Source organism: Furfurilactobacillus sp. W61-4 (assembly GCF_057545565.1).
This window is the reverse complement of sequence record NZ_BAAJNZ010000005.1, coordinates 161649-185724: the sequence shown is the minus strand read 5'-3', so window position 1 is coordinate 185724 and position 24076 is coordinate 161649. Positions and strand designations below refer to the sequence as shown.

25 protein-coding genes and 1 riboswitch are annotated in these 24076 nt (G+C 45.6%); of the genes, 9 read left to right on the top strand and 16 right to left on the bottom strand.

Annotated features, from left to right (window positions below; translation table 11 throughout):
- The first annotated feature begins 232 nt into the window (after positions 1 to 232).
- From lplA to AC27FN_RS07945, 3 genes are read left to right on the top strand one after another with little or no spacing between them, the layout of a single operon-like run.
- The gene (gene lplA, locus AC27FN_RS07955) at positions 233 to 1243 is read left to right on the top strand and encodes a lipoate--protein ligase (protein ID WP_487167469.1); all 1011 of its coding nucleotides are present in this window, start codon (positions 233 to 235) and stop codon (positions 1241 to 1243) included.
- Positions 1244 to 1259: 16 nt separating this feature from the next.
- Positions 1260 to 1703 (top strand): hypothetical protein, encoded by a 444-nt coding sequence (locus AC27FN_RS07950; protein ID WP_487167468.1) that lies wholly within the window; start codon positions 1260 to 1262, stop codon positions 1701 to 1703.
- Complete coding sequence (locus AC27FN_RS07945; RefSeq protein WP_487167467.1) at positions 1703 to 2185, top strand: hypothetical protein; 483 nt, start codon at positions 1703 to 1705, stop codon at positions 2183 to 2185. The genes AC27FN_RS07950 and AC27FN_RS07945 overlap by 1 nt, the downstream gene beginning before the upstream one ends.
- A 104-nt stretch (positions 2186 to 2289) precedes the next feature.
- Here the strand turns inward: AC27FN_RS07945 and AC27FN_RS07940 are convergent, their stop codons facing one another.
- Positions 2290 to 2988 (bottom strand): VTT domain-containing protein, encoded by a 699-nt coding sequence (locus AC27FN_RS07940; RefSeq protein ID WP_487167466.1) that lies wholly within the window; start codon positions 2986 to 2988, stop codon positions 2290 to 2292.
- 626 nt (positions 2989 to 3614) lie between these two features.
- Here AC27FN_RS07940 and gloA2 point away from each other — a divergent pair.
- The gene (gene gloA2 / locus AC27FN_RS07935) at positions 3615 to 3995 is read left to right on the top strand and encodes an SMU1112c/YaeR family gloxylase I-like metalloprotein (RefSeq protein ID WP_407884786.1); all 381 of its coding nucleotides are present in this window, start codon (positions 3615 to 3617) and stop codon (positions 3993 to 3995) included.
- 96 nt (positions 3996 to 4091) lie between these two features.
- Here gloA2 and AC27FN_RS07930 read toward each other — a convergent pair whose 3' ends face one another.
- From AC27FN_RS07930 to AC27FN_RS07905, 6 genes are all read right to left on the bottom strand, one after another.
- Positions 4092 to 5369 (bottom strand): dicarboxylate/amino acid:cation symporter, encoded by a 1278-nt coding sequence (locus AC27FN_RS07930; RefSeq protein WP_487167465.1) that lies wholly within the window; start codon positions 5367 to 5369, stop codon positions 4092 to 4094.
- 172 nt (positions 5370 to 5541) lie between these two features.
- Complete coding sequence (locus AC27FN_RS07925) at positions 5542 to 5697, bottom strand: hypothetical protein (RefSeq protein ID WP_487167464.1); 156 nt, start codon at positions 5695 to 5697, stop codon at positions 5542 to 5544.
- Positions 5698 to 5708: 11 nt separating this feature from the next.
- On the bottom strand, positions 5709 to 6569 hold the full coding sequence (locus AC27FN_RS07920) for an SAM-dependent methyltransferase (protein ID WP_487167463.1): 861 nt from the start codon (positions 6567 to 6569) through the stop codon (positions 5709 to 5711).
- A gap of 22 nt (positions 6570 to 6591) precedes the next feature.
- Entirely contained in the window at positions 6592 to 7008 is a 417-nt protein-coding gene (locus tag AC27FN_RS07915) for a helix-turn-helix domain-containing protein (RefSeq protein ID WP_487167462.1), read from the bottom strand.
- Between the two features lie 4 nt (positions 7009 to 7012).
- On the bottom strand, positions 7013 to 7948 hold the full coding sequence (locus AC27FN_RS07910) for an alpha/beta fold hydrolase (protein ID WP_487167461.1): 936 nt from the start codon (positions 7946 to 7948) through the stop codon (positions 7013 to 7015).
- 13 nt (positions 7949 to 7961) lie between these two features.
- Positions 7962 to 9773 carry a M3 family oligoendopeptidase gene (locus AC27FN_RS07905; protein ID WP_487167460.1) on the bottom strand — a complete coding sequence of 604 codons (1812 nt, stop codon included), beginning with the start codon at positions 9771 to 9773 and terminating at the stop codon, positions 7962 to 7964.
- Positions 9774 to 9954: 181 nt separating this feature from the next.
- Between AC27FN_RS07905 and AC27FN_RS07900 the strand changes: the two genes are divergently transcribed.
- The gene (locus AC27FN_RS07900) at positions 9955 to 10917 is read left to right on the top strand and encodes an alpha/beta hydrolase (protein ID WP_487167499.1); all 963 of its coding nucleotides are present in this window, start codon (positions 9955 to 9957) and stop codon (positions 10915 to 10917) included.
- A gap of 735 nt (positions 10918 to 11652) precedes the next feature.
- Here the strand turns inward: AC27FN_RS07900 and AC27FN_RS07895 are convergent.
- From AC27FN_RS07895 to AC27FN_RS07860, 8 genes are all read right to left on the bottom strand, one after another.
- Positions 11653 to 12309, bottom strand: coding sequence for an energy-coupling factor transporter transmembrane component T family protein (locus AC27FN_RS07895; RefSeq protein WP_487167459.1), 657 nt, complete (start codon positions 12307 to 12309; stop codon positions 11653 to 11655).
- On the bottom strand, positions 12306 to 13733 hold the full coding sequence (locus tag AC27FN_RS07890; RefSeq protein ID WP_487167458.1) for an ATP-binding cassette domain-containing protein: 1428 nt from the start codon (positions 13731 to 13733) through the stop codon (positions 12306 to 12308). Before AC27FN_RS07890 ends, AC27FN_RS07895 begins: the two co-directional genes overlap by 4 nt.
- Positions 13734 to 13761: 28 nt before the next feature.
- On the bottom strand, positions 13762 to 14343 hold the full coding sequence (locus AC27FN_RS07885; protein ID WP_487167457.1) for an ECF transporter S component: 582 nt from the start codon (positions 14341 to 14343) through the stop codon (positions 13762 to 13764).
- A 125-nt stretch (positions 14344 to 14468) separates the two neighbouring features.
- A riboswitch (TPP riboswitch) is annotated at positions 14469 to 14557 on the bottom strand.
- A 200-nt stretch (positions 14558 to 14757) separates the two neighbouring features.
- A complete protein-coding gene (locus AC27FN_RS07880; RefSeq protein ID WP_487167456.1) occupies positions 14758 to 15369 on the bottom strand; it encodes an ECF transporter S component in 612 nt (203 codons plus the stop codon).
- A 49-nt stretch (positions 15370 to 15418) separates the two neighbouring features.
- On the bottom strand, positions 15419 to 15736 hold the full coding sequence (locus AC27FN_RS07875) for a hypothetical protein (protein WP_487167455.1): 318 nt from the start codon (positions 15734 to 15736) through the stop codon (positions 15419 to 15421).
- A 228-nt stretch (positions 15737 to 15964) separates the two neighbouring features.
- Positions 15965 to 16936, bottom strand: a complete 972-nt coding sequence (locus AC27FN_RS07870) for a nucleoside hydrolase (protein WP_487167454.1) — start codon at positions 16934 to 16936, stop codon at positions 15965 to 15967.
- A 327-nt stretch (positions 16937 to 17263) separates the two neighbouring features.
- Entirely contained in the window at positions 17264 to 17923 is a 660-nt protein-coding gene (locus tag AC27FN_RS07865) for a metal-dependent transcriptional regulator (protein ID WP_487167453.1), read from the bottom strand.
- Between the two features lie 160 nt (positions 17924 to 18083).
- A complete protein-coding gene (locus AC27FN_RS07860; protein ID WP_487167452.1) occupies positions 18084 to 19334 on the bottom strand; it encodes an aminotransferase-like domain-containing protein in 1251 nt (416 codons plus the stop codon).
- A gap of 210 nt (positions 19335 to 19544) precedes the next feature.
- Here AC27FN_RS07860 and AC27FN_RS07855 point away from each other — a divergent pair, with 210 nt between their 5' ends.
- Both AC27FN_RS07855 and AC27FN_RS07850 read left to right on the top strand, forming a co-directional pair.
- Positions 19545 to 19976 (top strand): CopY/TcrY family copper transport repressor, encoded by a 432-nt coding sequence (locus AC27FN_RS07855; RefSeq protein ID WP_487167451.1) that lies wholly within the window; start codon positions 19545 to 19547, stop codon positions 19974 to 19976.
- Between the two features lie 226 nt (positions 19977 to 20202).
- Positions 20203 to 22245 (top strand): heavy metal translocating P-type ATPase, encoded by a 2043-nt coding sequence (locus tag AC27FN_RS07850; RefSeq protein ID WP_487167498.1) that lies wholly within the window; start codon positions 20203 to 20205, stop codon positions 22243 to 22245.
- 83 nt (positions 22246 to 22328) lie between these two features.
- On the opposite strand, the gene AC27FN_RS07845 is transcribed toward AC27FN_RS07850, so the two are convergent.
- The gene (locus AC27FN_RS07845; RefSeq protein ID WP_487167450.1) at positions 22329 to 22901 is read right to left on the bottom strand and encodes a DUF805 domain-containing protein; all 573 of its coding nucleotides are present in this window, start codon (positions 22899 to 22901) and stop codon (positions 22329 to 22331) included.
- Between the two features lie 135 nt (positions 22902 to 23036).
- Here AC27FN_RS07845 and AC27FN_RS07840 point away from each other — a divergent pair, with 135 nt between their 5' ends.
- Positions 23037 to 23552, top strand: coding sequence for a GNAT family N-acetyltransferase (locus AC27FN_RS07840; protein ID WP_487167449.1), 516 nt, complete (start codon positions 23037 to 23039; stop codon positions 23550 to 23552).
- A 278-nt stretch (positions 23553 to 23830) separates the two neighbouring features.
- Complete coding sequence (locus tag AC27FN_RS07835) at positions 23831 to 23974, top strand: hypothetical protein (RefSeq protein WP_487167448.1); 144 nt, start codon at positions 23831 to 23833, stop codon at positions 23972 to 23974.
- Positions 23975 to 24076 lie beyond the last annotated feature (102 nt).

Below are 24076 nucleotides of genomic sequence, written 5' to 3'. Positions count from 1 at the left end.
CGCCCGCTCGTGAAAATATCGGCAAAGTTACGTAGATCCCACTGGTGTCACTGTTAAAACAGGCAAGCTAAAGTTTGTGAAATTAAATTAATAAACCGCGCCAAATTAGTATTTGTTTCCGCTTTCAGAAAGTGCTAACATCACAGTAGAACTTGTGCTGGCTAGACTGACATTTAAGTACAAGCAAATTGACGTTCACCTAAAACGCCACTAATCAGGAGGATCAAGCGCAATGTATTATGTTTCGATGAAGTCACACAATATTGGTGAAAATTTGGCCACTGAGCAGTATTTGATGAACAACAAGAATTTCGATGAACCGCTATTGCTATTTTATTATGAAGAGCCTTGTATCATCGTCGGCCGCAATCAAAACACGTTAGAAGAAATCAATCAAAAATACGTGCAAGAACATAATATTCGCGTGACCCGACGCCTCTCTGGTGGCGGCGCCGTTTACCAAGATTTAGGTAACCTATGTTTCAGCTTTGTGGTCGATTCCAATAGTGAAGATTTTGGTGACTTTAAGTCCTTTACCCAACCAATCGTGACCGCACTACAAAAGATGGGGGCCAAGTCGGTTGAAGTGTCTGGGCGTAATGACATTTTAGTGGATGGTCGTAAATTCTCTGGGAACGCGATGTATACCCGCAATGGGAAGACCTTCTCCCACGGGACTTTGATGTTGGACGTGGACTTAGATGTCGTGACTCATGCGCTAAACGTTCCAGAAGATAAGATTGCATCCAAGGGGATTAAGTCTGTTCGATCACGGGTGACAAACTTACGGCCATTCTTAGCACCAGAATATCAAGATATTGATGTACCAGCATTCCAGGACATTTTGCTCAAGGAATTGTTTGGCGTCGATGATTTGGCCGACATCAAGGATCGTGAATACAACGTTACCGATGAAGACCAGAAAGAAATCGACAAGTTGTACGAACAATACTACAATAATTGGGACTGGGTTTACGGTAACTCGCCTGAATTCACAGTGAAAAAACGGCAGCACTTTGACTATGGAACGATTGATGCGCGGCTAAACGTTGAAGACGGGAAGATCAAGCACATCAAATTTTACGGTGATTTCTTCGGACCAGAAGATGTCACTGCCCTAGCTGACCGCCTCACTGGAATCAAGTATGACCGTGATGATCTGCGGGATGCTTTGGCAGACGTCGACCTCAGTAAATACTTCGTCGGCATTTCAAAGGATCAACTCATCGATCTGCTGGCATAGAAAGGTTTTTAGCTAGATGAGAGATGTTCGAGTTGTTAGTTTGACGATTGCTGGGTGGATTTTCTATACGATTGTAAACGCGGGGGTATCCTTTGGCTTTGGCGGAAGCGCTAGTAGTCACTGGCCCGCTTTTTTGGCTAACGAGGTGTTGATGCTGGTGTTAGTGGCCATTCCAGTGTTAATGTTTACGTTTAATTGGCGGTTTTCCGTCTACCCGCAGGCCTTTGTTTTGTTGATTTTTTCAGCGGTACTCTTGTTAGCGGTTGTGAAGACATTCAGCGGTCATGGCGTCGTATTTGTCAACGTCGTCATTGATTTATTCGCGGTGATTGGTTTGGTGACAAATTTTGAGGCTTTCGTGGCCGGCGCACGTTTTCGCCGGAATTATGAAGAGAACAACCGCATTTGGGTAGCTAAAGAAGCTGCTAAGAAACAACAATCACAAAGAAGGCATAAATAATGGATATACAAGTCGCCGATTTTTTAGCCGCAATTAACGATGAGACATATGTGACATACGCTGATACGGCCACGTTCGTACAGTTGAACGATGCGCCAGTAGAAGTGATGCAGGCAAGTTTTGATTTTGCTTTAAAACAGCTACAGGCTGGTAAGTTAGTCCAAACGCGCGTTGACGTCACCGGCTTTCACGATGTTGAAATCAATGTTCGTTTGGAAAGCTCAGTGATCAATTTACCGTTCACCTACGCCAATGAAATTGATAAGATGCTGGACGCAGATGCGGTGTTGCCGGTAAATCTATACATGATTTTTGATTCACCTGCGATTAATGTGTCAAAAATGCGGATTGACCTAGCAAGTTCGGTGCAAGCGTTTTTGGACGATCCTGAATCGGTTACAGAAAAGGTAATCGATTGGCTCCGCGAACAAGTGGAACGATTGACCATCGCCGCAGCCGATGATGAAGAACAGACGGACTAAGTCAGGGCGAAACAAACTAGGATATTGTCGAGTACAAAAATAACCACGATCCGTATTTGCGGGCCGTGGTTATTTTGTGTGTCGGTTAATTGATGACATCGCCGTTAATCTTCGGCGAAAGCGTCGGTCCATTCACGAATAAAGCGAACTGCCTCGTGGATAACAATCGGTAACAATGCAATTCCAATACAAATAAATGTGAAATAGTTTTTAACAAATTGCGTTTTACCGAAGAAAAAGCCGGCTAACGTTGCCACAAGGATCCAACAACTGACGCCAATGGTGTTAAATAGATGAAATTGCTTGCGGTCCATGTTGGTCTCCCCGGCAATTAGCGGCATGAACAGCCCGATGATAGGGACAAACCGGGCGATGATTAAGAAACTACCGCCATAGCGTTTAAAGTATGCTTCGGATTGAGACAGGCGATGCATTGCTTTGGAGGGCGATTTACCTGCGGCGGCCTCTTTTTCGCGGTGAGTGTTTGTTTTATCTTTTAATTTTAAACCAGCCCGAAATTTGATGATCGAGCCGACTAACGTAACTGTGATAAAGCCGACAAGCAGGATGTAAATACTTAATACCGAGCTATGACTAGCAGAAATGGCTCCAGCGACGAATAGTAATGATTGTGCTGGTAAAAATGAAAATAATAGATAGGCACTTTCTAGAAAAAGGACCCCAAACAAGACCACATATCCCCAGTAGTTAAATTGGTTCGTCCAAGGAACAAGATAATTTAATGGGTGAAAGACAAAGTCTAACACCCAAGCGAGTTTTGTTGATGCAATAAAATTAGTCATGCGCTTATCATACCGACATTTTTGGTGGGTGTCGAGTGATGTGGGTGCTGAGTTAGTGTCAACTTTTAGCAGTGTTGGTCACTGTCAACCAACCTGAACTCCGCGGGCATTCGGCTGACTCGGTAATTTGCTGGTACCTGTGTTGAATGAGTTACTTTCAAAATTCAAAGCTGTCCTTCGCTCATCATAATTTCTATCTTGTTTGCACTTTTAATTTAGCCGTGGTAGACTCTTCCTATGCGATGAGTCGAGATCAGCCAGGCGACATTTTGTCGTTTCTCTGCGGAGACTAGTGGCTATCGAAGTTAGGGGCACGTTTTTCCAACGCATTTTGGAGTGCTTGATCGTTTGTGTTGTGGAACGCGGCGGTCTGCCCACCGACTACTATTGGGTACTAACATCTCAGTTCTTCTTCATGGAAGGACCCCTTAAGTTCAGGAGGGTAATTACTGAACACGCCAAACATGTCTCTCACTTAAAAGTGAGGGACTTTTTTAATCGCAGGAACTTTGTTGCTTAGCGTTATCGCCTTAAAAGGTCTAGTGGTTATGATACACTAATACTAATGATTAATAGTCGCTTAACTTTGTCACATAAGGTTAAGTGATAATTTAGGGGGTCGAGCTATGGAGCTGGGAACATTGCATCATATCGCAATTGTGGTTTCAAACTACGCAAAAGCCAAGGATTTTTATATGACCAAATTGGGTTTTCAATTGGTCAGCGAGTATGATCGGCCAGTCAAGCACGACACAGTGATGATGTTGGTAGCTGGCAACGTGCAAATTGAGCTGTTTGTCCGTCCCAATAGTCCATCCCGATTAAGCTACCCCGAGGCTTTGGGCTTACGCCACATTGCCTTTCAAGTCAATGATGTGGCTCAAACCGTCATTGAGTTAGCTGAACTGGGTGTCAAAGCAGAACCGATTCGACATGACGAGTTTACTGGTAAGGCGATGACGTTTATTCAAGATCCGGATGGTCAGCCGATTGAGCTACATGAATAGCACAGAATCACATGTGTGTTTATAAATAGAACGCTCACCTGCACGATGGATGCAAGGCGAGCGTTCTTTAATTTGTTCGATTTAAGCTGATGAAGCTTAAGCATCCGCCATGTTTTTAACGTAAGCCGCGTGTTGTTTAGGATCGAATTGCTTTTCGGCTTTGCCAATGACTAATGTGGCAACAGAATTACCAATTACGTTAACGGTCGTTCGACCCATGTCAACGAGTCGGTCAATCCCGGCGATGACGGCTAAGCCCTCAACCGGGACGCCAATGGATGAAATGGTAGCAATCAGCACAATGAAAGATGCACCTGGTACCCCAGCCATCCCCTTACTGGTGACCATCAGTAGTAGCACTAAGAGCAATTGTTGGGTGAATGAAAGCGGGATGTGGTACACGTCAGCTAAAAATAACGCAGCCAAGGTTTGGTAAATGGCAGAGCCATCAAGGTTGAAGGTGTATCCGATGGGAATGACAAATGAAGTCACTGAGTTGCTAGCGCCGTAGTGTTGCAACTTAGCCATTGTTTTCGGGATGACGGCTTCTGAACTGGCTGTGGAGAAGGCAAGAATCAGTTCTTCTTTGAAGACGCGCAAAATTTCCAACAAGTTAAAACCGAACAATCGCGCGACAAGGTTGAGCGCGATGAGGACGAATAAAATCATGGTTGTATACGCTAAGGCAATGAATAGACCAAGTGGTTGAAGGACGCCCAAGCCTAATTGAGCGACGGTCGCGGCCATCAAGGCACCGGCGCCGATAGGGGATAGTTGCATGATCCAGTCCGTGATTTTAAACATCACTTCGGAAATGGCACGAAGTAAATCAACGATAATGCGGCCTTTTTCACCAATCGCTGCGGTACCAACACCGAAAAAGACACAAAAGAACACCACGGCAATCATGTTGTTTGTCGATAAGGCCTTAAAAAAGTTACTGGGGATGATGTTCGAAATCACGGCCCAAGCACCATGGCCCTCTTGTTGATGGGCAGTATTGATCATCGAAGAAATATCAGTTTTAGGAATGGCTTTAATATCGATAAGGTGGCCAAAGTGGAAGAGGTTGCCAGCCAATAAGCCAAAGCCGATGGCAATTAACGTCATGGTGAAGAAGTATAGGAGTGTTTTACCGCCAATACGGCCCAACTTTTGAATATCACCAATGTTCGCAACGCCGACTGTCAAACAAGAAATGACTAATGGTAAGACAATCATTTGAATTAAGCCGATGAATAAGGCGCCGATGTGCTGAAAAGCGCTGATTGCAGGGGCTTGTTTATAAAAAATAACTCCGAGAATAATTCCGATCGCTAAACCAATGAGAATTTGCCAGCCAAGCGTTGGCCGTCTTTTTAAGATTGTTTGCATCTGGACCCCTCCAAATAATTAAGAACGATTACTTGCTAGTATAGCATGATTATTCGTTATTTAGCGATGATTTTTTGAACAGAATTAACTATTGTATGTAAAAAGATGCTCAGGCCTTGCGCGATCGCAGAAGCGCGGGTCTGGGCATCAATTAATATTTGTCTCATGATGATTACTGTCGAAAATATTGAAATAGGTCATAGCAACCAATTAAGGCGAGAACCGTGCCAAAAGCGCCAGTTGCCAGTTGTCTAGCCCACAGTCCAAAGCCGAGTAGCACGAGGCCCGCACCAAGAAAGCCAAGGGCGTTACGAAGTTCCTGTCTCATCTTGTTGCGCCTCACTTTACGATATACACACGGTCTTTAATCAGATCGAAGTCATGAAAATGTTGGTTCAAGTCAGCCGCTTCTGTCAATTGTGCGTGTTGCCAAAATGCTTTTGAACCGGTAGCGCCATCTTTTTCACCGATGACGATGAATTGCGGCGAATTGGGAAGTCGGCGAATGGCTTGCAGGACTTGCCAGTCAATTTCTTGACCATCTGGTGACCAACTCATAATAATTGCGTCCACCTCAGTGCCATACTTAGCGATGGCCGCTAAAGCATCCAAAGATTCAACTGCGATGACTGGGTGCTTACCAGTTTCATTTTCGTTAGTCCACGCCATTGAATCGGTTACGTATAAGGTTTGATTAGCATCGTGATCGCGTAGCCCTTTAGAGATATAGCCGTTACCAGCCATTAGCTCTAACGTTGGTGCGCCCTTGAGATAGTTGCTTAAATCATTAGTGAAGGGCGCGCTGATGTAGGCCCACATGCCATATGTGTCTTCTAAGTAGTCACGGAAGTTACGTAATTGATAATCTAATTTAGGTAGCGAGGTGGAGAGTTCGGCCCACTTTTGATCACCAGTGGCATCGCCTAATGGATACTTAGCTAACAGCGACTGGTAGATTGTGTCTTGATAATCGTCTGGTAACAACAACGGTGGTAATGGTTGGGGTAATAGCCCTGCTGCTAACAAACGATCTGCTTCTAGAACTTGGTTAATGAGAAAGACAGCGGCACTATACTCGGCGAACTGCTCACGAAAGCCTTGCATCGTGGTGATATAAGTGGATTTTGTTTGAGGGGCTAGGTGATTTTTGGCCGCGTGCGGAAATTGGCGTTTTAACTTCTTGCGTTGCTTCGGATTCATTTAAAAACTCCCTTGAGCTGCGTTAAGGTTCGTCGTAACCGAGATCAAGTTCTTCTTGATGATCGATGGGGACATCACGTTGCCGGGTTTGGCGGCCGTGCATAAAGCCTTCAATTAGCTGATAAATATCATAACGATTTTGACTACTCAAGGCTTCACCATTAAAGGTCAGCCGTTTGCCAGATAAAAACAGCCGGCCTAGATCATATTCATCTTGTTCTGCTTTGCCGGTTAGGTAATCCAATGAGACGTCAAAATATTCGGATAACTTACGAACTTCAATATAGGTAGGTGTGCGCACGCCGCGTTCCCAGTTGCCGAGCTGCGAGGCTGTATTTGGTCGCTCATTAGGTGCTAGATGTTGATTTAATGCATCGGCTAATTGATCAAGGGTGATATTGCGGCCGCGACGCAAAGCGCGCAAACGATCAGGAAACATCGGATCACTTTCTTTCTATAATGGCATTTTGTTCGAGCCACTTTAAAATGGCGTGATAGACGAGCTGCCGGTCATCTTCATTTAAAATTTCATGGCGCAGGCCCGGCCAAATTTTTAGACTGACATTTTGATGACCGGCGTTAATCAGGTGTTTAACGTGCTGGCGTGGACCGATGCCAAAACCACCCACAGGATCTTCTTGGCCGCTGGTAAATAAGATGGGCAATGTTAATGGAATTCCGTCAAACCAATGGCGATGGGTGGAAAGTGTGGCCATTCGAAATAAGACGGAGAAACCATTGTTGGTAAAGGTGAACCCTGACAATGGATCTTCATTATAACGCTGCACATTTTGTGGATTGGCTGATAACCATTGAAAAGGTGATGATTCTGGAAAACGTTTGGCATAACCACCAAAGGCGAGGTTGTCTAACACATGGTTCGGGCGACGCGGGGCAAAAAAGTTAAGGATTGCCACGATTGGTCGGATGATCGCCAATGCGGGATGGTAAGCGGCAGAACCGATAATGACAGCCGCGTCAACCCAGGCACCGTAACGCGTGAGATATAATTGCGTCATCATAGCGCCCATCGAATGGCCAATGATGACATGGGGGATGCCTGGATACTCATGACGTAGTTGCTTGGTCAGCGTGAATTCGTCATCAATTAAGTGCTCAATCGCTTGATGCTTGCCAAAATAGCCCAAGGGGGTCTGACCGACGGAGTGCCCGTGCCCCAAATGATTGTCACCGGCCACCACCCAGCCGTGAGCGGCCAAAAATTCGGCAAATTCTGCGTAACGATCGATATGTTCCGCCATACCATGGACGATTTGTACGGTACCAACAATGTCCGCGACATTGTCAGGTGTCCAGCGACGGGCCTCCAATTCATGGCGTCGATCAGTTGAAGCAAAGGAAAAGGTCGTGACTGTCATGAGAACCTCCCAGTTATTTGACGAAGGGATCAGATAGCTCGATAAAGCGGTTAATATCTTTTCGAACTAAATTGGCACCGTTTTGCCAGAAGTCTGGTTGAGTTAAGTCTACATCTAAGTGCTTCTTAGCGAGCGCTTCGGTTGACATATTGGCTGTATCACGCAGTAAGGCAATGTAGCGATCTTCGAAGTCGCCCCCGTCTGCTTGAGCCTTGGCATAGATCCCTAAGCTGAAAAGATAGCCGAACGTATAAGGGAAATTGTAAAACGGGATATCATCAATGTAAAAGTGCAATTTGCTAGCCCAGAAATGGGGATGATAAGTCCCGAGATGGTTTGAAAAGGCCCACTTTTGCGCAGCTAGCATCAGTTCGTTTAAGCGAGCTGGGGTGACAAGACCTTGTTGCCGTTCCTTGTAAAAGTTGGTTTCAAATAAGTAGCGTGCACGAATATTCATGAACATCGCCACCGGATTCGTCATTTTCGCATCCAGCAGGTTAATTTGCTCACCGACGGAAGTGGCCGCGTTGACATTGGCATCGGCGACGATTAATTCGGCAAAGGTGGAGGCAGTCTCCGCGACATTCATGGCATAGTTGCGGCGCATTTCGGGTAAATCTTTAACCATGTCATAGTGGAAAGCATGGCCTAATTCGTGCGCGATTGTGGCCGCATCGTCAGGCGTGCCCGTGTAAGTCATGAAAATTCGTGATTCTTGGCGTTCTGGGAGTTCGGCCATATAGCCACCGGGTTGTTTGCCCGGACGATCTTCCACTTCAATCCAGGCGTGGTCAAAGGCACGTTGAGCTAAGGTCGCCATTTTGGGACTAAACTTGTTAAAGTTAGTGACAATAAAATCAGCAGCGTCATCATAACTCAGACTTTGACTGTGATAACCATCGACCATAATCGGCGCTGTCTGATCTTGCCAATCATAATGATCTTTGCCCAGTAAAGCGGCTTTGCGATCCATGTAGGGGATAAACATGTCTTTGTTGGCTTCAACGACATTCCACATCGCACTTAATGTTCGGCGACTCATGCGACTGAGTTCAAGTGGTCGTTTTAAAAAATCGTCAACATGATGCAGCTGATAATTCTGTAAACGAAAGCCGGCTAAGTGGTTCAAAGTATCGCCAACGATGCTTTCCTGTGCGCCCCAGGCCTGTTCATAGGCGGGCATCAAGTGATCACGGGTGGCATTTTGTGGTGCACCGGTCAGCTGGTTTAGTGCTTGTCCAGCCGACAACGTTGTGGTGTGACCATCAGCGTTTTGATAAGGGACTTCGATTTTACCAGCGATGGTGTCATAATGATGGCTCCAACCGGAAAAGCCGTCGATGGACAATTTGTTAATCATGCTCTCAGTAGCTGGATCCAGCTGTTCGAGGGCCCGTTGGCGGATTTCACTCAAATTGAAGTTAATTTCCTTAAAAGTTGGGAGGCTCAATAATTGTTTGAAATCGTCTTCGCTTAAATCGGCCAGTTGTTTGCCAAACTTAACTTCGAGATCGTCAAAGTTAGTTTTAACGGTCGTTAATTGGGCCAACTTAGGTGGAATGGCGGGATTATTAAAGTCCGCCGAAAGATGAGCTGACCAGAAAACATCCAGCTCCTTTAAACCATCAGCAATGGCGTTGCGAGCGGTTAGATAAGCCTGTAGTCCTGTAAAGGCTGGGGCGTCTTCAACCAAATCTAGTTCTGCTTGCGCGGTCGTTAAGTCGTTAATTTGCTTTGCCAATGCTGATAAGCGGTCGTTGGCGGCTGGCGAATCATAGCCACCGGGGAAAATGCTTTCTAGATCCCAAGTTTGTTGATATTTCATCGTAATTCCTCCATCAAGGCTGACATTACCGTTATTATACCAGTCCTAATGATAGACGAACGGCTTAATTGTAGGCGGTTGCATTCTGGTGATTTTTGACTGATCAACTTGTCTGGATTTGCAGGAAGTGTTAGAGTGTGGAAATTGGGTTAGGGGGTTAACGGTCGTGACAAAACATCGTATGAAACATTCATCTGCCAAGGCTAGACAACATCATCGCGGTTTATGGATCGCGCTGGTTGTAGTGGTTGTCCTGCTAGTCGCAGGTCTAATTGGGGCAGGTAATTATTTCTTTCAAGTAGCAGAAGTTCGCAGCCACAAGTCCTTTATTCATAATGGTGCGTTGAAGCGAAGCGACCCGTTATATGAGCAAGATAGATGGTTTAAAGAACAGCCTAAACAGACCTGGCGTCAGACGACGCCTGATCATCTCAAATTAGTTGCTAATTATTTACCTGCTGCAAAAACGACCAATAAGACCGTCGTCATTGCGCATGGATTTGGTGGGAACAAGGAAAAAATGTCAGCTTATGGGACGATGTTTCATCGGATGGGCTATAATGTCTTGATTCCAGATGATCGGGCGGCAGGTCAGTCACAGGGTAAATACATTGGTTATGGCTGGCTTGATCGCAAAGATTATCTGCGGTGGTTGAAAATGGTCGTGGCTAAAAATGGATCAAATAGTCAGATCGTGATGTTTGGCGTCTCAATGGGAGGGGCGACAACCATGATGGTGAGTGGCGAACATGACGTGCCAAAGCAGGTTAAGGCTTATGTCGAGGATTGTGGCTATACGACGGTTGAAGCTGAAATTAACTACCAGGCTAAAGCGATGTATAATCTGCCTTCATGGCCGTTAGTACCAGTTGTGAGTGTGATCAGTCAACTGCGAGCCGGCTATAATTATCGCGAAGCTAGTGCAGTGAAGGCTGTCGCCCATAATCGTCGGCCAATGATGTTTATTCACGGGGCCAAAGATAAATTTGTGCCAACAAAGATGGTCTACACGTTATATCATGCCGCAAACGAACCGAAGCAATTGTGGGTGGTTAAGGGCGCGGGGCATGCTGCTTCGTTTGGCAAAAATCCCCGGGTTTACCAAGCACGGATAACAAAGTTTTTAAACCAATACGTTAAATGATGGTTACTTGAATGCTAGACAATAAATAAGCGCGTTCCTAACATTGGGCTAAGTCAGACCAATGTTAGGAACGCGCTATTTTGGGGCTCAATTTCTAATGGATTAGCAACTTAGACTAGTGATCAGTTAAACTTTCACAGTGTCGTTTACTGCCGACCAACCTGGACTTCACGGGCATTCGGCTGGAACGCCGTGGGCCTGCTCTGAACCCGGAAGATCACCGGTTTCACAGCTAGACCTTATCGTAAGCGAAATGCGCTAACGATAACGACACAGGCTGAGCCGATGCCCGCTACGTCCAGGTTGGTCTACTTTTCGTTTCACTCACTTATCTTTCGACTTGCACCGTGATCGCTTCCATCAGGCAAATCGAAGGCGACATTGAGCCTCTTTGACAAGCTGTGAGTTTGTCACTATCGCATAATTGTTGATCGACTTTTTTAAGGCTCAGTCCCAAATCTTACATAAGTCATCATTGAAAGCTTATTGTCCACTAAGAACTCACCGGACGAAACTCCGTTGACCTTGAAGTAATGAAAGTGCGGACTTGTCAGATGAAGTAAGCCTTTTAGCAACGGCGTGTTGGATTGATGGATGTCAAGAGCGATGACCAGCGTGATTTCGCCGGTGTGTTTAAATTATTTTCTGCCAACCAATCTTGTTTTTTCGTCAATAAAAAATCGCTGAGCGCAGCCAATTTTGTGCGCCTCAGCGATTTTTTAATGAAACGGGATATTAGGCTAAGCCGCTAAATAGTAAAAGCTGTAGCCCGATTAGTGCGATGCCGCCAACAAGATAGTTCCACCAAGGGATGCTCATGACGGTCACATGAGTCCGCGGAGCATTTTCTGAAAAACCGTGGGAAGTCATGGCCTCGGCCAGATTTTCAGACCAATTTAAAGCCGCAACGATTGCTTTAAATAACAGTTGTGGCGACCAGAAGTGCAACGTGATGCCGCGCATTTGCGCGCTAGCTCGAATGATGCTAACCTCGCTGCGAATTTTAGGAACAAAGTTAAAGGCACCAAGCATTCCGTAGACAAAGGTCGTTGGAATATGAGCATTTTGTTCTAACGAGGCTAACGTCGTAGAAGTACTGGTGGAAAAATTAAATAGACCACCTAAAAACGCATAGGCATAAATCCGGCTGGACATGACCCAGGCAAAGTGGACGCTTTGGGTAGTCGAGAAATAACGGATTGAAAACCAAATCCCGACGGCGGGAATTAATGGAACCAGTGCTAAACGAACGAAAGCTAACATAGGAGCTCGGTGCCACAGCATGGCCAAAATTGAAATTAAAATAATGATGACATTAGCCCAGATGACCGCGGTGAACGAGATCTCAACACCGACGATGAGGACTAAAGCTAATAATAGCGTTGGATTCATAATGAAGCCTCATAAGTTAGGTGTTGCTGATCAAGGTGCAGATGAAGGTCAGCAAAGGTCGCGACGTGCGTTAACTGATGGGTAATCATGAGAACGGTGCGTCCGTCTTCATGAACCGCTTCCTGTAATAATTGCAGCACGGCTTGTTCCGAAATAAGGTCTAAACCAGTGAGCGGTTCATCCAGTAGTAGAGTGGGGGTACCCATAATCAGCATGGTTAAAATTTGCAGTTTTTTCTTTTGTCCTTCGCTGAGTGAATAAACGACTTGTTCATCGCGGCCGGCCAAATTAAGTTGCTCCAGGGCCGTAGTTGTTCGCGCGGTTGTCCAAGCTGAACTGACTTGTTGGCGATGACTCATGGCGAGCTCTTCAGCCACGGTAATATTTAGGAACTGGCTGGTGGCCTGCTGAAAGACTAGGGCCACCTGTTTAGCATACCGCGCGCGTCGTTGCTTGCTGACTTGTTGATCCTGCCAAGTCAGTGAACCATGGTAGTCTTGCAAACGAACGAGGGCGTTAAAAAGGGTCGATTTGCCAGTTCCGTTGGCCCCGGTGACGACGGTCAATTGATTGGCAAAAAGGTCGAGTGCGTCTTGGACGATCAAGGGATGCTGATGCCCAACAGAGAAATTATTCAATTTAAATACCGGTTCAAGCGTGGCGAGATCAGGTAATGATACGGGCTGCTGCTGATGTTGCTGCTGGTCAAAGTCGGCAAAGCGCGCTGTTGCTTCAGCATTATCAGCAAGGTGGACACGTCGTTTGGTTGGATCGAGAATAAACAACTGATTGATTCGCGCCTGGTAATCAGATAAATCGTGATCTGCAATAAGAATAGTTTTACCCTGCTGGTTAACAAGCTTGGTTAATTGAGCCAATAAGAAGCGCCGTGCCGCTGGATCAACATTTGCGAATGGTTCATCTAATAAAATGACTTGTGCATTAAGTGCGACGATAACTGCTAAAGATACCTTTTGCTGTTCACCGCCAGAAAGCGTTGTAAATTGGCGATCGGCAAAGGCGGTGACACCCGAAAATTCAAGGGCCGCCTGTGCTCGTGTTGGAATATCACTCACGGGAACTTGTAGGTTTTCCAAGGTAAAGATAAGTTCTTCGCGTGGGGTTTGCATCGCGAACTGTTCACTGGGGTTTTGAAACATCATTGAGACGATTTGTGCACGTTTGGCGGGAATCATCTCGGCAATAACCTGCTGATTGACGGTCACCGTGCCAGCTGTTTGAATGCCAGTGAAACTAGGATATAAACCAGCAATGAGCTTGAGGAGGGTTGATTTACCAGTTCCAGAAGGACCCGTCAATAGGTTAAAGGTTCCTTTATCGATGGTCAGTGACTGATCATCTAGAATGGGAGAATCTGTTTCATCGTATTTAAAAGTCAGATGGGAAAGCTCAATCATTGTCATTAAGATTACACTTTAAGTTGGTTTGCGATTAGTGACGACTACGATTCAGCAGTTTCGAGCGATCAAGCAAATGCGTGACAGCTGAAACTAATAATGCGCCAAATACCCACATTGAAATGAAACGCGTGATGAATAATGCGATAATCATCCAGAGATGATACTGGTTGTATCCGGATCGGAACAAGTCCCAACCAAAAGTAACGATCGCAGTCGTTAAGGCAGATAACGTTAAACTGAACATGTCGTAACGTCGATATAGTGTGAACGTAAAGCCTAATTCAGAACCGATCCCTTGGACAAAGCCAGAAATCAACGTACTTGGGCCCCATTGGCCACCGATGATTGCTTCAACGGCAGCAGCCAAAATTTCACCGATTGTTGCCGCGCCAATTTTCTGTAACATAAACGCAGCTAGCGGACCGGCCATCGTCCAAATGCCCAGAATAGAATCATTGGCAAACGGCGCTAAGCCAAAGGGCGTTAACAGTGCAGTTAGCCCGTTATATAAAAAGCCGGTAACAAAGAAAATGATCCCCATAAAAATGGCGATGATGGTAATCAGGATCACATCGCGAAGATGCCAACCGTTAGAATGACTTGCTTGTTGCATAAAAAGACCTCCGTTTGGGGTGACCAGCGCAATCAATGTGCCCGCCATGATGAGGAAAAAAAAGACCCCTCACCAGTGTCGAGCCTGAGTGAGAGGTCGTAAATGTCAATAAGACAAATAATCCGCATTCGGATTACGTAACTCCCTTCGCCGGTATTAACCGGATCAGGTTCAATGGGTTTTATCTCAGCCAATGGCACCCCAGTTATTATTTGTGAAGCAACCTAAGCGTAAAGGAAAGTTTGAAAAAAAGCAATAGAAGATCAGATCAGAGCGTGAGCCAGGCCGTTTTGAGCCCGAGCAACAACTGGAAATCACGGACGGGTGGGTTTCACCCGGTAGTGATTGCAGGTTGTGCACAGGGCTCAGGCCTGGCGAGCGCGTTTACATTATGAGTCAGCATGGTTTCAAAGACTAGCCTCGTGATCGGCGGACGGCCAAGATCGCGCTCCCGACGATCGGCACGATAATGACACCCGCAATCATCTCAGCAATGCCATTGACGCCGACTAAGGATAATAGAATCCACATAAAAGTCCCGCTGTGGGGAATACCAGGGAAGTAATAACCAAAGCCGGCGATTGTAATCCAAGAAAACAAGACGACGAGGGCAGTATTGGTAAAGGAAGCCAAGAATCCTGATAAAGTTAGCGCTAACCCTCGATGCTGACGTTTAACAGCGAGCTCTTGGAAGACATAACCAACCACAATGCCAATCATGATTCGAGGAACAATCGCTGTTACCGGGTTACGAAATAAAAAGGCACCTAGATTATAGACTTGGGTCCACGCTTGAATGAGTGACGCGAGTCCCCAGACGCCACCGATGAGGCCACCCCACCAAGGGCCCATCATAATGGCGGCAATTGCAACTGTAAATTGGATAATCGCGATCTGTAGGCCAACGGCGGTTAGGCCAAGGGGAATGTAACCCAAAAAGGGAACCAAGACCTGAACCAAGACAATGGCAATAAATAAGGCAGCTAAAACTAAATTACGTGTGTTTGATTTTGTTGCTGTTTTCATGAGCGATTCCTCACTTAATTTCATTTAATCATGAGTTGATCCGGGCTGATTAGACAACCAGCATCCGGATACCCATCACAATGTTGTAAAACCATAGAATGACTGACAGCAAACATAGAACACCAATGAACAATAGGGTTAACCAACCCAGACCAGCGGTGGCGCCGATTGTTAATCCGTAGACGGCAATGAAAAAGAATAGCATAAAAGCAAAAATGGCTGGAATTAGTTGGCTCCAAAATGCGTGTGCGGCATGATGGGTGATGTCTGGTTGACCCGCGCCGACAATCCATACGATGAGTGGAAAGATAACTGGTAAGAATAAGATGCTGAGGTAACTGAGCGCGTTAACGATCCGATGTTGCATGATGACACCTCCCATGAACAGTTGCCTGAGTTTTGTATACATTCTACGCTAGGAAGCGTTTGTGTGACAAAGTTTTTTGTTCGCCAGTCCGTAAATTTTTGACTAGCGCAACGGACAGTGAATGGCAGAAAGTTGATTATGATTTTTGAGTAAGAATTGATATTGACTTCAACAAAACCACCTCGCCGGTTAGCGAGGTGGTTGTTTTAGCGAGTATTTAGAAAAAGTTTAGTGCTTAGCGAATAAGTTCGTTAGCAGATCCATAAAGTGAGCAAGATAGCGTTCTTTGTCTACATCAACCGCGACACGCATGTTGGTCGTAGGAGCGTTCAACCGCGCTGTGTCACCGATGGTCCGACCGATGTCAGCTGGATTAGCGGCATCGTCGTGGGTAACTTTCATGTTGAGGTCAATGAGCTTAGCGTAAGAATCGTCAATGGAAATGCCAACCGCTAATGGATCGTGAATGGCACAACCGTTTTTGTCGATGTCTAAGTCATAATAAGCATCGATGTAGTAGTCAGTGATGTCAGCGAATTTTTCACCGGCGACAGTGTCCAAATCACGCCACTGTTGTGTTTCTTTCTTAGTGAGCAGTGTTCGTAACGTGACGTCCAACCCAACCATCGTTGCACGTAATGGTGAACGGAAAACCCGATCTGCAGCGGCAGGGTCTTGATTAATGTTGGCTTCAGTAAAGGCAGTGACGTTACCAGGAACGGTTAAAGCACCGCCCATAAACGTCATATTACCAATTAACTTGGCAACTTCGGGATCCTTTTGGATAGCAGCATCTAGATTGGTTTGTGGGCCAGTAGGGACGAGAATCAAGTTATCACCGTACTTGTGAGCCGCGTCAATAATAAAGTCAACGCCACTGCCACTTTCAACCGGACGTTTAGCCGCTGGAATTTCAACTTCACCAATTCCATTGACACCATGAATCTTTTGACTGATTTCCATCACATCAAAATGATCCGTCGTACTAGAATGTGATTCGCCCAAGAAGACGGGTACATCCGTGGCACCGAGTAACTCGAGTAAGTTCAATGAGTTTTCTGCTGATTTATCAACGAGCACGTTCCCATAGGATGAAACGATCCCAATGAGATCAACTTCTGGTGCAGCGATGGCGTAGGCTAATGCCAACGCGTCGTCAACCCCAGTATCAAGGTCAAGAATCATTTTTTTTGTTGCCATCTTGTTATCCCCACAATCTTATGATTTAAAACAGGTAAAACTGTCTAATTACAATTCCATAATAGACGAATGAAAGCCCTTACTCAAGTCAGCTTGGCTAATTCTCATGACATTGTTAACAATTAACGAATTGTTTTGATTAGCTAGTTTATCATGTTAACGGACCGGTGGCGCTGGGTTAGGCACAGGCATTAGGCTTGACTAGCGGTAGAAAAAACAGCCACTTCCTAACTGCGGGAACTGGCTGCTGTCCAACGGTGCTTATGCTCAAAATAGTTTTAGGCGATGTGTTCACCAACCTGAAGAGGCTGGTGAACTAACGTAAATTTACGAAGCCGATAATTCGTCAACAAAAATATTATTGGCTGCTTTAAAGCTAACATCAATCGTGTGACCAGAGTCCGTTTGAACGGTTATTGGCCCTTCGAATGGCGCATGATTGGTGACGACATAGTCCTGATCGACGGCAAACTTCAAGCTTTCAAGGTATTCAAGTAGGTCATGATTATCGACGAAGCGGGATAATTTGACTCGCTGACCATCTGCAATCGTGGCTAAGGCAATGCGACTGCCCTCATCATAATGGCCCTCGCGATCCGGAATCGCCCCACCGTGCGGGCAGTGTGCCGGGTGGTCCAAAAAGACATCGAGTTGGTCAATCATTTGATCGCTGGAACTGTGTTCAAGTTTTTCTGCTTCTTGATGCACGTTAGCCAATGAATAATTTAATTTGTCAAAGAGAAAGCACTCCCATAAGCGGTGTTTACGAACCAATTCTTCAGCTGCACGCCGGCCGGTTGCAGTTAAAGAAATACCAGCATATGGCGTATGTGAGACGAGCTTTTCTTCGACGAGCTTATTGATCATTTCTGTGACTGAAGCGGCTGCAATGTCTAAGCTCAAAGCGAGCTGTTTGTTTGAAACTTTTTCAGAAACCCCACCTAATTCGAAAATCATTTTTAGGTAGTCTTCCTTCATTGGTGTCATGTCTATCCACCCATCAATTTAGATTTAAGTATGAACTTATTTATAGCCCATTTGGTAGGAAATAACAACCAAACCGATCAAGAGCGAGCATGTTTCTACCAAGGGACAATTGAGGTGGACGTTGGCTGCAAGCAAGGCTAAAGGAAATATTTTGCACCGCTTAGTGATGATTTTGCACGGTTAATTTTGTGGGCGCGGCGGCCTTAAAAGTTGTGGGCTGAGATAATAAGGGCCTCAAAACATTGGTCAAGCGGGTAATGCCAGCTATAATCTCAGCGGGCTCGACCCCAGAAAAATTGAGCCGGAAGGTATTCGTTACGTTTTGGTGTGCGTAAAAGACGCGTCCAGGAACGTAACTGACCTGTGCTTGAGGAATGACGACTTGATTGAGGATTTCGGCTGCGTTGAGACCTGTCGGTAACGTGACCCAGATGAAGAAGCCACCTGTAGGCCGAGTAAAATGAACGGATTTCGGCATCATTTCATCTAGTGTGTCAATCATCGTGGTTAACCGTTGACGGTATCTCGGTAATAGGGTGGCGATATGTTGATCTAAATCATTGGTTTGCATGAACTCATCAACCGCCGCCAACACTAGCGCCGGTGATTCAAGATCGTTGGTTTCTTTTAATTGACGCAATTTATTGATGATGGTAGGGCCAGCGTTCACCCAGCCAAGGCGCAAACCGGGCATCAAGATTTTTGAAAAACTACTGATGAAGATAACGCGGTCAGTCTGATCAAATGATTTAATGGCAGGTAATGGTGAACCCACATAGCTTAAATCGCGGTAAGGCGTATCTTCTAAGATGTAAAAGTCATATTGGTCAGCTAACTGGACTAACCGTTGGCGTTTAGCAGCGCTCATCGTGATACCAGTGGGATTGTGGAAGTCAGGAACGGTATAAAGCAACTTTATGTGCGGATGTTGGCGTAACGTATGTTCTAATCGATCAATATCGAGGCCATCATCAGCTAAGTCGATATCGTAATAGGTTGGCTCGTATTGATCAAAAGCAGCCAGTGCACCAACGTAAGTCGGCGACTCAACGGCAACTCCATCGCCGGGATTAAGCAAGAGTTTGCCCACTAGATCCAGCGCTTGTTGCCCGCCGGTCGTCAATAGGATTTGGTCAGCGCTGGTGGTGATATTAGCCGTTTTTTTCATGCGGTTTGCCAGCTGAGTGCGTAATGAGCGGGGACCGGCGACGGTTTGGTATTCAAATAAATGATTCCCTGATTGATTTAAGACGGAATTAATCGCGGCGCCCATTCGATCAGTGGGAAATGAATTAGGATCAGGATTCCCAGCCGAAAATTTAATGCCTTGGTTGCCTAATTGACCGCCGAATAGTTGAGCTAGCCGACCTTCAGATCCGATTGTCGCGCGTTGTGCAAATTGATTATTCATCAGCATACCCTTCCTTTTCCAAAGACTTGCAGCCAGTATAACGAGGATTTTTGGTAAATAAAACTCATTTATTCCTAAACGTAATGAAACATTTTCACTATAAAGATGACTAATTTTAGGGTTAACTTGGCAAACATGTGGATTGCTAATTTGTGATTACAAGTGTAAACTATGAGTCATAAACGCATAGGTGAGGAGGTTGTCTTGGTCATGGAAGCAACTGTGCAACTAGAGATTAGCGATGCCGAGTGGGAAGTTATGCGAATTGTTTGGACGCTAGGTGAATCAACCAGTCGGCAAATTTCGGCTATCTTAGCCGATAAAATGGATTGGAAACCAGCCACTGTAAAGACACTATTAGGCCGGTTAGTTAAAAAAGGCGCCTTGGCAACCACCAAGGCAAATCAAGCTTTTGTCTATACCCCGCTAGTCACTGAACAAGCAGCGATGGATGCGGCGACTCATGCGTTGTTCGGCCATTTGTGTGAAATGAAAGTAGGCACGACCTTGGCAAGTTTGATCGACGACTTGACCTTAAGTCGCACGGATATTGTCCAACTACAACAGCTGTTAGCAACGAAAGCGGTTGACGCACCGTCAGAAGTTGCCTGTAATTGTTTACCAGATGGATGTCGGCCATAAAAGTTGAAGCGTAAGTGAACCACCGTGGGTATTTGCCGACGGTGGTTTTGTTGTAGTTAAGCATGCTTTATTCCGAGTTATAGGCCACTGTGGCTGTGGTATATCGGCGAAATGAATAAAATAAGCAGTTGACTTGACACCTGTCGTTTACAAATGTAAACTTTGGTTATTGATTACATATGTAAACGGGAGGAACACAATGGATAAAATGCCAAAAGATCATGAAATGTCAGGAATGGACATGTCAATGAATCATCATGATATGGATGATCAGATGGATATGCCGATGGGTGATCACGGTATGATGCACATGGGCAATTTACGGCGTAAGTTCTGGGTTTCCTTAGTACTTACGTTGCCCATTATTGTGATGACACCAATGATGGGACTTAAACTACCTTTTCAAGTTACCTTTCCGGGGAGCGATTGGGTCGTGGCGATTATTGGAACGATTCTTTTCATTTACGGCGGGTCGCCTTTTTTCTCTGGTGCTAAGGCAGAGTTACAAGAGCGCAAACCAGCGATGATGTCGTTGATTGCAATGGGGATTTCGGTTGCCTATATCTACAGTATTTATGCCGTCATCGCCAATGATCTCTTTCACGTTCATCCGATGGTCACAAATTTCTTTTGGGAATTAGCCACGTTAATTGTGATTATGTTGCTTGGTCATCGAATTGAAATGAACGCTGTGATGAATGCTGGATCAGCGGTGGATTCGTTGGCTAAATTACTCCCTGATGTCGCCCATAAAGTGGTTGATGGGCAATTACAGGACGTCAAAGTTGCCGACTTAACTGAAGGTGATCAAGTTTCGGTTCGGGCTGGTGAACAGATTCCGGCGGATGGTGTTTTGATCAAGGGCAGTACGTCGGTTAACGAAGCGATGGTAACCGGTGAATCTAAACAAGTGGCCAAACAAGTTGACGACTCGGTAATCGGGGGCGCCATCAATGGGGATGGGACGTTTGAAATGCGTGTCACCGGAACGGGGGCTTCAGGTTACTTAGCACAGGTAGCTAATTTAGTGACAACTGCCCAACAGTCGAAGTCGCAACAAGAAAATATGGCCGATCGCGTGGCGGGAACCCTCTTTTACGCGGCGTTATCGGTCGCAATTGTGGCTTTTGTGACTTGGTTAGTCGTTGGTAATTTGCCCCTGGCCTTATCGGTCGCTGTCACCGTGTTAGTAATCGCTTGTCCACACGCTCTGGGATTAGCGATTCCGTTGGTCGTTGCCAGAAGTACGTCGATTGCAGCTCGTAATGGCCTGCTGATTCGCAATCGGGATGCCTTAGAGCGGGTCAAGACCCTAAAGTTTGCTTTGATGGACAAGACCGGAACCCTAACCGAGGGCGATTTTAAAGTTAACGCTGTGGGGAGTTATGACGATCAGCGATCTGAGGATCAGGTTTTAGCATTGTTAGCTGGCTTAGAGACTGGTTCTAGCCATCCGCTGGCGGTGGGGATTTTGCGTGCGGCAAAGGACCGGAATGTGATACCGGCTACTATTAATGATGTGAGCCAGATCACTGGCGCTGGTCTATCGGGCACTTGGCAAGGCCAGTCGATCCAACTTGTTTCCGCCGCCTATTTAACGAAACACCAGCTCACCTTCGATCAACAACAATTTGATTCGCTAGCGAGTGCGGGTAATTCAGTTAGTTATTTAACGATTGAGGGTCAATTGGCAGGCTATGTGGCGCAAGGTGATGAGTTGAAGCCGGCCGCCAAAGAACTAATCACCGCTTTGAAACGACAGCACATTACACCGGTGATGTTGACCGGTGACAATCAACAAACTGCTGCCAAAGTTGCGGCGCAATTGGGAATTGAAGAAGTTCACGCTCAGTTATTACCTGAGGATAAGGAAAAATATGTTCGTGATTACCAGCAACGCGGCGCAGTGATGATGATTGGTGACGGCGTTAATGATGCGCCTAGCTTGGCACGAGCAGAAGTCGGGATTGCGATTGGTTCAGGGACCGACGTAGCAATTGATTCGGCTGATGTTGTTTTAGTCAGAAGTGATCCGAATGATGTCGTGGAATTTTTGGAGCTAGCCCGCAAGACTACCGGCAAGATGACGCAAAATCTTTGGTGGGGGGCTGGCTACAACATTTTAGCGATTCCCTTAGCAGCTGGTATTCTTGCGCCACTTGGCTTTATGCTTGACCCAATGGTTGGGGCGATTTTAATGTCGTTAAGTACAGTGATCGTGGCGATTAACGCGATGACCTTGAATATCAAGCGACCAATGGAAAATTAATCGTTGAAATAAAAACGGGACATAAGCCGTGTCACTTGGCTTGTGTCCCGTATTTTTGGTTATTTAGCGTCTTCTTTGTTAGTTTAGTGAGTCGCGGCGCTTGTTGTAAAGCGATTGGGTTGTTGGCCACGTTTAGCTAGTAAAATTAATTCGATTAATTGAATGAGGAGAAAAATGCTAGCAGCAATCAAAATTGTTATCATATTATAAGTGGCTGCAGTCATCTGCTTTTGTTTAATATGTTCAATTACCTGAACAAGCTTAAAGATGATAACGCTTGTGATCAGAAAGCGACTGAACCAAAAGGTAAGTGGCCAACTGGCAGACCAATTAAAGTCGTGAAAACGCCGAATGGTTATGGCTAACTTAGGAATAAGCGTTACAAGTAAGAATAAAAGTGCGATTCCTAGAAAGACATTTGTAATCACGCTGTTATCGCCACCAGCAAACAGCCAGTGGTTAAGATGCGGGTTGCCGGTGCCAATACGGGCGGTTGGATGTTGCTTATAATCGAAGGCCCGAATGTTTTGGGGAATCTGTAATAAAAGTTCAATTGCTAGGTTAATCAAAAAGACGCGCCAAAATTCACCACGGCTGGTGGTCCCCGAGAATTTGAACGCGTGTTGCCAGAATCGTTTATAGTCCGTGATCCACATGTTAATTTCCCCCTCTAATGGCATGCAGGCATTATACCATGGGGTAAAATCGGCAATGGTTAATCCTTCCTTAAGACAGTGAAATTAGTATAATGAGTCATAGTATTTAATTGGAGAAGAAAGAGGGCCAATTTGATGGAATTTGAACGCTATCATCCAATTATGACTGCGCATTACGTCTTAGACTGGTTGACGATGTATAAGGTTAAAGATATCTTCACCTTGCGAAACGATGCGACAGTAGCCGCCAGGAGCGGTCGTGATATTGATGCAGACTTAATGGCCACGACGACTTATGTTAATCGGACGATGAGTCAAGTGATGAACAATGAGGCCTTGATTTGGGGCATTGGGGATAAACTAACGCAGCAATATTTAGGGACATTTAGTTTGCTTCATTTTGATGAGCATCGTGATACTGCTGAGATACAATTTGAATTATTACCAACGATTCAACGACACGGGGTGATGACTGAAGTATTAACCCACATGATTTCCTTTGCATTTGACGAATTGAGCTTAAAACGTGTACTCGCGAACGTCGACGAGGAAAATGGCGCAGCGACCGGCTTATTAATTGCCCAAGGGTTTAGTGTTGTTGACCGTATCAGCCATCGATTGGTCTATGGGTTGAACGCTGATCAACGATAGACCAGCGGAGGCGATTAAGAAATATGGCTGTGGGCCAGTGCCGATGACGTTTGTATCAGATCACTATGAAGTTCAGATTAGTCGGTAGTGACCAAGCTGCTAACGTCTATCTTGACGCTGGTTTAAGTGTTCAACCTAACTAAAGGCTGCCTCCATCCCAAAATGGTTTGGGGTTTAATGTTTTGCTGGAAAGCGCTAGACTAAGGTTAGCGAGCTTTACACCGAGCCAATCACTTAGCGGCGCCCGTTGCTGTTCCATTACAAAAGAGGCGAGAACAATGGCTAAATTGAGTAAGGAAGAACGGAAAGCGTTGATCGAAAAGGCAGAAGAAGATCGTGCTAAGAACCCTCAACCAGCTAATAAAGTGTCTGGGTTTGCCACCATCGATGCGGATGCCAAAAAGCTAGAAGATGAGAATTAATTAAACTAATTAATTCTTATGGATAAAAACATCGCGGACTTGAGCACTCATGATGAGTGACTACTGGTCCGCGATGTTTTTGTTCTGATTTTGTTGTTACTT